Below are 3177 nucleotides of genomic sequence, written 5' to 3'. Positions count from 1 at the left end.
ACCGACAAGCTGCCCGGCCTCCCGAGCCTCAGCAGCACCTCGGCCCCTCTCACCAGCACCACCTGCACCCGCGGAACCGCCAGCACCACCGCACCGCACATGCAGGCAGCCGCCCACACGGTCGATCATGAGGTTAGCGGCGACAAACCGGACACCAAGCGCCGCCAACCTCATGATCGACGCGATCCCGGGCCGGGCTGCCCTCCGGCGCCCCAATCAGGCGATTTGCGGGGTACCGAAATGCAAGATCGGCGAGGCGAGCGCCGGGGGCGGCCGCGAAAGGGGATCAGGGCTCGAACTTGTAGCCCAAGCCTCGCACCGTGACGATGTAGCGCGGGGCGGACGGCTCCGGCTCGATCTTGGAGCGCAGCCGCTTCACGTGCACGTCCAGCGTCTTGGTGTCGCCCACGTAGTCGGCGCCCCAGACCCGGTCGATCAACTGGCCCCGGGTGAGCACCCGCCCGGCGTTACGCAGCAGCAGCTCCAGCAGCTCGAACTCCTTGAGCGGGAGCTGCACCCCGGCGCCGCCGACCGTCACCACGTGCCGTTCGATGTCCATCCGGACCGGGCCGGCGGCGAGCGTCGGCGCGCCCGTCTCGTTCGACTCGGCGGTCTGCCGACGCAGCACCGCCCGGATGCGGGCGACCAGTTCACGCGGCGAGTACGGCTTGGTCACGTAGTCGTCGGCGCCGATCTCCAGGCCGACCACCTTGTCGATCTCGCTGTCCCGCGCGGTGACCATGATGATCGGCACGTGGGAGCGCTGGCGGAGCTGCCGGCAGACCTCGGTGCCGGACATCTCCGGCAGCATCAGGTCGAGCAGCACGATGTCGGCGCCGGTCCGGTCGAACTCGGTGAGGGCGGCGGGGCCCGTCGCGGCGACGGAGACCTCGAACCCCTCCTTGCGGAGCATGTAGGACAGGGCGTCGGAGAACGACTCCTCGTCCTCGACCACCAGTACGCGGCTCAACGGGTGTTTCCTTTCCTGTGGTCAGACCTGCCGGAGCTCGGCCGGGCCGGCCTCGATCCCAGCGGAGGCGAGTGTCGTCTCCAGGTCGTCCGGGGGGCGTGCGGGCAGCCGGAGGGTGAACGTCGATCCCCCACCAAGGGTGCTCGACACGTCCACCCGGCCGCCATGGTTGCTGGCGATGTGTTTGACGATGGCCAGGCCCAGGCCGGTGCCGCCGGTGGACCGGGAGCGGGCCTGGTCGGCCCGGTAGAAGCGCTCGAAGATCCGGTCGACCTCGTTCGGGGCGATGCCGATGCCCTGGTCGGCCACGGCGATCTCGACGTGTTCCTCGGTGCCGGCGACAGTCACCCGGACCGTGGTGTCCTCGCCGGAGTAGTTGATCGCGTTCTCCACCAGGTTCGCCACAGCGGTGGCGAGTTGGCTGTCACTCCCGTACACCGTCAGGCCCCGCTGCCCGCCGACGGCGATCTCCACCCGGCGCGCGGTGGCCGCGGTGCGGGTGCGGTCGACGACCTCGGCGAGCACCCAGTCCACCGAGACCGGCTCGGGCGCGGGCTGCGGTTCGGCGCCCTGGAGGCGGGTCAGTTCCAGCAGTTCCTGGACGAGGCGGCCGAGCCGGGTCGACTCGTGCTGGATCCGCTCGGCGAACCGCCGCGCGGCGACTAGGTCCTCGGACAGGTCGGGCGCGCCGTCGGCGGCCGGTTCGGTGGCGTCGACGAGCGCCTCGGCGAGCAGTTGCAGCGCGCCGATCGGCGTCTTCAGCTCGTGGCTGACGTTCGCGACGAAGTCCCGGCGTACCCGCGCGAGACGGTGTGACTCGGTGACGTCGACCGCCTCGATCGAGATGTAGCCGGAGCCCAGTCCCATCGCGCGCAGGTGCACGCCGAGCGGGTTCTCGCCGCCGCTGTCGCGGCCCCGCGGCAGGTCCAGCTCTATCTCGCGCCGCACGCCCGTGCGGCGGACCTGCCCGGCGAGGGTACGGATCAAGGGGTGCGCCGCGATCGACCCCGGCGTCGCCCCGGTACGGAGCAGACCCATCGCCCGGGCGGCCGGGTTCACCAGCACCGGCACGTCGTCCGGGCCGAGCACCACCACGCCCGCGCGCAGCGAGTCGATCGTCTTGCGGCCGAGCCCGGATAGGCCCCCCTGCTGGTCGTCCGGAATGGTCGTCCTCCCTGCGTCACGACGGAGGAGCCCGCCGCCCCCCGACGCCCGGCGGCGCCGCCATTCGTCAACGGGTCCGGACAGCAGCGCCCCGGCGACCAGCCCGGTCACCAGCGCTCCGGCCACCACGACGGCCACCGCCCATTCCACCCGGCGATCGTAGGGTCATTGTTAACCCGGGTATCGGGCACAAGGGGACGAATCACTCTCGCTTTCGGCAAAGTTCACCTGCGGGCCCAGCGTCGTTCATCCGCGTTCACCCTGGTGCCGACCGTTCGGCCTAGCGTGGGGCGCGCACCTGCTCCTGCCGTACCCCATGGGGGGTGGCGGCCACCGACCCCAGGAAGTGACGATGCGCGACGAGTTCCGGGCCGACCTGCAGATTGTCAGCCAGTTGCTGGTGGACATGGCCGAGGCGGTACGCGCGGCCATGCGGCAGGCCACCAAGGCGCTGCTCACCGCCGACCGGACGGCCGCCGAAACGGTGATCGCGCGGGACGCCGAGATCGACGACCTCTACCGGCACGTGGAGGAGCGGGTCTGTGACCTGCTGGCCCGGCAGGCGCCGGTCGCCTCCGACCTGCGGGCGATGATCACCGCGTTGCACGTGGCAGCCGATCTGGAACGGATGGGCGACCTGGCCGACCACGTGGCGAAGACGGCGCTGCGCCGGCACCCGTCCCCGGCGGTGCCGGCGGAGCTGCGGCCGGTCTTCACCGACATGGCCGGGATCGCCGACCGGATGGCCGAGAAGATCGGCTCGGTGCTGGCCAAGCCGGACGCCGACGTGGCCGCCGAGCTGGACAGCGACGACGACGCGATGGACGACCTGCACAAGAGCCTGTTCGGCGTGCTGCTCGGCGACGACTGGCCGTACGGGGTGGAGACGGCGATCGACGCGACGCTGCTGGGTCGCTTCTACGAGCGTTTCGCCGACCACGCGGTGAACGCGGGCGAGCACGTGGTCTACCTGATCACCGGTTCCACGTCCGCCTGACCCGCGCCCGCGCGCAAGGAAGGGCCCCTTATTAACACTCGTTGTT

3 protein-coding genes are annotated in these 3177 nt (G+C 71.2%); 1 reads left to right on the top strand and 2 read right to left on the bottom strand.

All coding sequences use genetic code 11. The features are described 5' to 3' along the window. Window positions 1-286: 286 nt before the first annotated feature. Window positions 287-970 carry a response regulator gene (locus ACPCK6_RS29405; protein WP_135242192.1) on the bottom strand — a complete coding sequence of 228 codons (684 nt, stop codon included), beginning with the start codon at window positions 968-970 and terminating at the stop codon, window positions 287-289. Window positions 971-991: 21 nt separating this feature from the next. Continuing rightward, window positions 992-2284, bottom strand: coding sequence for a sensor histidine kinase (locus ACPCK6_RS29400; RefSeq protein WP_423482834.1), 1293 nt, complete (start codon window positions 2282-2284; stop codon window positions 992-994). Window positions 2285-2486: 202 nt separating this feature from the next. Between ACPCK6_RS29400 and phoU the strand changes: the two genes are divergently transcribed. Next, complete coding sequence (gene phoU, locus ACPCK6_RS29395; RefSeq protein ID WP_013288777.1) at window positions 2487-3131, top strand: phosphate signaling complex protein PhoU; 645 nt, start codon at window positions 2487-2489, stop codon at window positions 3129-3131. Window positions 3132-3177 lie beyond the last annotated feature (46 nt).

The sequence above is a fragment of the Micromonospora sp. AB353 genome (genome assembly GCF_049538395.1).
GTDB lineage: Bacteria > Actinomycetota > Actinomycetes > Mycobacteriales > Micromonosporaceae > Micromonospora > Micromonospora aurantiaca.
Note: the sequence above shows the minus strand (reverse complement) of the source record. Positions and strands in the feature narration are given on the sequence as shown.

Excerpts from the sequence above, each read along its gene's own strand:
- phoU (WP_013288777.1), top strand. The coding sequence starts at position 2,487 with ATGCGCGACGAGTTCCGGGCCGACCTGCAGATTGTCAGCCAGTTGCTG.